At 63.2% G+C, this 5,704-nt stretch carries 4 protein-coding genes; 3 read left to right on the top strand and 1 reads right to left on the bottom strand.

What is annotated here, in order from left to right; translation table 11 throughout:
• The 3 genes from Q8R73_RS14365 to Q8R73_RS14355 form a co-directional block, all read left to right on the top strand.
• Positions 1 to 951, top strand: a 951-nt coding sequence (locus Q8R73_RS14365; protein ID WP_305720213.1) for a 4Fe-4S dicluster domain-containing protein, incomplete at its 5' end; no start/stop codon positions are given.
• Positions 921 to 2,771 carry a 2-oxoacid:acceptor oxidoreductase subunit alpha gene (locus Q8R73_RS14360; protein ID WP_305720212.1) on the top strand — a complete coding sequence of 617 codons (1,851 nt, stop codon included), beginning with the start codon at positions 921 to 923 and terminating at the stop codon, positions 2,769 to 2,771. The genes Q8R73_RS14365 and Q8R73_RS14360, both read left to right, overlap by 31 nt.
• Positions 2,768 to 3,823, top strand: coding sequence for a 2-oxoacid:ferredoxin oxidoreductase subunit beta (locus Q8R73_RS14355; protein WP_305720211.1), 1,056 nt, complete (start codon positions 2,768 to 2,770; stop codon positions 3,821 to 3,823). The genes Q8R73_RS14360 and Q8R73_RS14355 overlap by 4 nt, the downstream gene beginning before the upstream one ends.
• 111 nt (positions 3,824 to 3,934) lie before the next feature.
• Here the strand turns inward: Q8R73_RS14355 and Q8R73_RS14350 are convergent, their stop codons facing one another.
• Entirely contained in the window at positions 3,935 to 5,419 is a 1,485-nt protein-coding gene (locus Q8R73_RS14350; RefSeq protein WP_305720210.1) for a TMEM143 family protein, read from the bottom strand.
• Positions 5,420 to 5,704 lie beyond the last annotated feature (285 nt).

The raw sequence follows: 5,704 nt of genomic DNA, 5'->3' as shown, positions 1-5,704 counted from the left end.
GATGCGCTCCATGAGGACATTCCGATCCTCAATTTCATGGTGCCGGTCGCCTTCGTTCATGACAACGGCAAGCTCACCGGCGTCACCTTCCAGAAGGTGAAGGCGGAATACGACGCCAACGGCCGCCGCAACCTGGTGCCGTCGGGCGAAGCCGACGAGACCATCAACTGCGACGACGTATTGGTGGCGGTCGGCCAGGAGAATGCCTTCCCCTGGATCGAGCGCGACTGCGGCATCGAATTCGACAAGTGGAACATGCCCAGGGTCGACACCACGACCTTTGTCTCGACCAATCCGAAAGTGTTCTTCGGCGGCGACGCCGCCTTCGGCCCCAAGAACATCATCTGGGCAGTGTCGCACGGCCACGACGCCGCGCTCTCGATCCACAAGATGCTGTCCGGCGAGGACATCACCGAACGGCCGCTGCCCGAGGTGCACATCTCCTCGCAGAAGATGGGCATCCACGAGTGGAGCTACGACAACGACATCTCCAACGACAAACGCTACAAGGTGCCGCATCGCGACAAGGTGATCGCGCTGAAGGACATCCGCGCCGAGGTCGAGCTCGGTTATGACGTCAAGCTCGCGCTCGGCGAGGCCCACCGTTGCCTGAACTGCGACGTCCAGACCGTGTTCGCAGCGCCCTTGTGCATCGAATGCGACGCCTGCGTCGATATCTGTCCGATGGACTGCATCACCTTCACCGCGAACGGCGAGGAAGAAGACCTGCGGACGCGTCTGAAAGCACCCTCGCTGCATCCGGATCAGGACCTCTATGTCGCCGATGGTCTCAAGACCGGGCGCGTCATGGTCAAGGACGAAGACGTCTGCCTGCACTGCGGCCTGTGCGCCGAGCGCTGTCCCACCGGCGCCTGGGACATGCAGAAATACCTCATCGATATGACCCACGCAGGAACATCATGTCCGTCCAAAGCCCGATCAGCAGCATAAACGACTTCGTCGTCCGCTTCGCCAACGTCAACGGTTCGGGTTCGGCGAGCGCCAACGAGATGTTCGCGCGCTCGATCCTGCGCCACGGCGTGCCGGTTAGCCCACGCAACGTCTTCCCGTCCAACATCCAGGGCCTGCCGACCTGGTACGAGGTGCGGGTGACCGAGGACGGCCATCTCGGCGCCCGCGGCGGCGTCGACATGATGGTGGCGATGAACCCGCAGACCTGGGACAAGGACATCGCCGCGATCGAACCCGGCGGCTATCTGTTCTACGATTCGACCAAGCCGATGCCGGCATCGAAATTCCGCGCCGACATCACCGTGATCGGCGTACCGCTGACCGCCATCACCAACTCGACCTATACCGATCCGCGCCAGCGCCAGCTGTTCAAGAACATCATCTATCTCGGCGCGATGTGCGCCCTGCTCGACATGGACGTCAAGCTGGTCGAGCAGCTGATCGGCGAGCAGTACAAGGGCAAGGAAAAGCTCCTGTCGTCCAACATCCACGCGCTGCATCTCGGCCGCGACTGGGCGCTGCAGAATCTGAAATGCCCGATCGGCCTGCGCGTCAGGAAGGCCGACAAGGTCGGTGACCGCATCTTTATCGAGGGCAACAGCGCGGCGGCGCTCGGCGCGGTCTATGGCGGCGCCACGGTGTGCGCGTGGTATCCGATCACGCCGTCGTCGTCGGTGGCGGACGCCTTCACCAGCCATTGCAAGAAGCTGCGGCACGACCCCGTCACCGGCAAGGCGAAGTACGCCATCGTGCAGGGCGAGGACGAGCTGGCCTCGATCGGCATCGTGATCGGCGCATCCTGGAACGGCGCCCGGGCCTTCACCGCCACCTCCGGCCCCGGCATCTCGCTGATGACCGAGTTCATCGGCCTGTCCTATTTCGCCGAAATTCCGGCGGTGATCATGAACGTGCAGCGCGCCGGCCCCTCGACGGGCATGCCGACGCGAACCCAGCAATGCGACATCATCGCCTGCGCCTACGCCTCCCATGGCGATACCAAGCATGTGCTGCTGTTCCCGGAAGACCCGGCCGAGGCCTTCGAATTCGCAGCCCAGGCCTTCGATCTCGCCGAGCGGCTGCAGACCACGATCTTCCTCATGCTCGACCTCGACATCGGCATGAACCACCGCCTGTCCCGTCCGCTGAAATGGGACGATTCGCGGCAATACGACCGCGGCAAGGTGATGACGGCGGAGATGCTGGATGAACCCGGCCGCGACTTCGGGCGCTATCTCGACGTCGACGGCGACGGCATTCCGTACCGCACCTATCCCGGCACCCACCCCACCAAAGGCTCGTTCTTCACCCGCGGCACCTCGCGCAACCGCTATGCGATCTACTCCGAGGAAGGCCCGGTCTATGCCGACAACATGCAGCGGCTGGTGCGCAAGTTCGAGACCGCGCAGGACATGGTGCCGCGGCCGCTGCAGGCCAACGCCGCCAAGCCGACCAAATACGGCGTGATCTATTTCGGCTCGACCGCGCCGGCCATGGACGAGGCGATCGGGATCCTGGAATCGCGCGGGCACCAGCTCGACCGGCTGCGGATCCGCGCCTTCCCGTTCCATTCCAGCGTCGCCAGCTTCATTGCCGACCATGACTTCGTCTATGTGGTCGAGCAGAACCGCGACGCGCAGCTTCGCTCGTTGATCGTCAACGAGAACGGCATCGACCCGGTCCGCCTGATCCCGATCCTGCATTATGACGGCACGCCGATCACCGCGCGCTTCATCGCCGGCGCGATCGGCGACCACCAGGACCAGCTCAAGGTGACCCCGCTCCGCAAGGTGAAGTCATGACCTATATCGCCAAGCCGAAATTCCAGCATCCGGGACTTCCGAAGAACGATCTCGGTTTCACCCACCGCGATTACGAGGGCAAGGTATCGACGCTGTGCGCCGGCTGCGGCCACGATTCGATCACCGCCTCGATCATCGAGGCCTGCTTCGAACTGTCGATCGAGCCGCACCGGGTCGCCAAGATTTCCGGCATCGGCTGCTCCTCGAAAACCCCGGACTACTTCCTCGGCAACTCGCACGGCTTCAATTCGGTGCACGGGAGGATGCCGTCGGTGCTGACCGGCGCCAACCTCGCCAACCGCGAGCTGATCTATCTCGGCGTTTCCGGCGACGGCGATTCGGCCTCGATCGGCTTCGGACAGTTCGCGCATTCGATCCGGCGCGGCGTCAACATGACCTATATCGTCGAGAACAACGGCGTCTACGGCCTGACCAAGGGCCAGTTCTCGGCTACCGCGGACCGCGGCTCCAAGTCGAAAAAGGGCCTGATCAACAACGACAGTCCCATCGACCTGGTGGCGATCGCGCTGCAGCTCGGCGCCAGCTTCGTGGCGCGCAGCTTCTCCGGCGACAAGACCCAGTTGGTGCCGCTGATCGCGGCCGCGATCCAGCACAAGGGCGCGGCATTCATTGACGTCATCAGCCCCTGCGTCGCCTTCAACAACCACGCCGGTTCGACCAAGAGCTTCGATTATGTGCGCGAACACAATGACGCGGTGAACCGGCTCGACGTCATCACCGGGCGCGAGCCGATCACGGTGGATTATGCCCCGGGCACCGTGCAACTGGTCGAGCAGCATGACGGCACCAGGATCGCGCTGCGCAAGATCGATGCCGATTATGATCCGCATGATCGCGTCGGCGCGATGTCGTTCCTGCAGAAGCACGCCGCCAGGGGCCAGATCGTCACCGGTCTGTTGTACGTCGATCCGGAATCGGACGATCTGCACAGCCACCTCGACACCGTCGAGACGCCGCTCAATACGCTCGATGCCAGCGCGCTTTGCCCCGGCTCCGCCGCGCTCGACAAGATCAACGCGAGCCTCCGCTAGCGCGAGATGACTTTTAGGTTGAATCGGCCGCCGGCGGATTCGGTCTACCTCTCCCCAGCGGGGAGAGGTGAATTCCGGCGCTGCACCAACTCGCCCTGATCCCATCGCGCTCTAACGCCGCAACAACTGCGCCCACGCGGCCTCCAGCCGTTCGATCGCGCCGGGAAGCGGGAGGGCCGACAGCTTGCCACCGCTCTCGCAAAGCAGCCCGAGGCGCTGCAGCCGCGTCAGGGCTTCGCCGATCTCGAAATCGGCCGAGAAGGCGAAACGGCGCAGCAGGAGTTCGTCAATGCCCGCATCGAGCGCCGCGCGCGTCACCGGTTGCGGCGCCACGATCAGGCAGTAATAGGCAAGCAGCGCTTCCTTCCATTCCTGTTCCTCTGCCTCGCCGATCAGGTAATTGAAGATGCCGGAATTGTTGTTGACGTTGCGGTAATAGATGTTGTCGGTGACCTGCTTCTGGTGAAGCAGCGATTGGCGGTGGAAATTTCCGCGCTGCCGCAGCATGAAGGCGCCGAGCGCGAACAGGCCGCCGAGCGCAACCAGCGCCTGCTCCATGTCGTTATCGCCGATCGTGCTGTGAACGCCGAGATAGAAGCCGGCGACAAAAAACAGGATCGTCAGGGTCGAGGCCAGCTTGATCAGGATCGGTATGCCGCCGACCACCGCCGGCACGCCCAGGGTCAACTGGTCCCACAGGCTCATCACCACCCGCACGTTGGGAAACAGGGCCTCGAGATCGGCGCGGGCGATGTGGCGGAAGTACTTGAACAGCACTGCGCCGCCGCGGATTTTCGGACCGCTCCGCTTTCCGCCCCAGCGTGGCTTGCGGGCGTCGGTCGGCATGTCGCCGCCGGGCCTGGTCGCGACCATCATCACCACGTCGTCGTAGATATCGACTTCGATTCGACGTCGACGAAATCCCCACCATAGCGGGACCTCGATCGTCTTGCGGTGGCTGCCGCGGCGGAACATGCGGACGTCGCGATAGTCCCCGACCGGCGCCTTGATCTTCACCCGTACCAGAGCGTGCTCGTCGAAGGCACGGATGATCTCATCATGGGCAATCTCGATGAAATTGGCCTCCGTCAGGATCCGGACGAACTCCTCGCTCAGGCGTCGATAGGCCGCTTCGAAATCCGCCGCGACCGAGCAGGTCTGCGGATCGACCTCCGGGTCGAAGTGAAAATAGGCCTCGCGCAGCAGCTCGAGCTGTTCGAAATACTGGTAGTGAAGGATACCAGCTAGCTGGCGCGCAAATTGCCGGAATCCGGCCTGACCGGCGTCGTCGAGTTGGCCCGCCGCCATCAGGCCGTCGATCAAATCCGCCTTCCGAAGCGGTATGAAACGATAGCGCGACTCCGTTGCGGCCGCTTCGTCCGGTACTTCCTTCACAAAACTACCGTCCTCGCTGGAGTAGTCACCGCAAGCGCGATCCGGGCGACCATACTCAAATTTTCCCGAGCCGTTGCTCCTGTACAGGGTAGCGTCCTTGCTGCGGTTGCGCCACTCCACCGGCCCATGGGGGTTGCGATTCACTTCAACCACCGGATACACGTCCGCCTTCTCGCGGCATGAGTTGCCCGAGGTTTGCATATCGTTCTCCCTCGAATAAGGGAGCAGGGAATGCCGGATGCGCGCTGCACCCGCGGTCTCGTGTGCAAATTGTACGAGTATTAGCGCACACGAGCATACAGGGCAGCGGAGAACATCCGACATTCCCTGCGCAATGGCTTTACGGCTTATCTCGCGCTCACCCCGGAGTATCGGGCTCTTCTCGCCTCCGTCGCCTCGCGGAAACCGGCGCTGCGGCCCGGTTGGGCTTTCGCGCCTCCGCGAGACTTGACGCCGACCACTGAGGCGTCAGGTCCACACGATTTT

Source organism: Bradyrhizobium sp., from assembly GCF_030697065.1.
In the GTDB taxonomy this organism is placed as follows: Bacteria; Pseudomonadota; Alphaproteobacteria; order Rhizobiales; family Xanthobacteraceae; genus Bradyrhizobium.
Note: the sequence above shows the minus strand (reverse complement) of the source record. Positions and strands in the feature narration are given on the sequence as shown.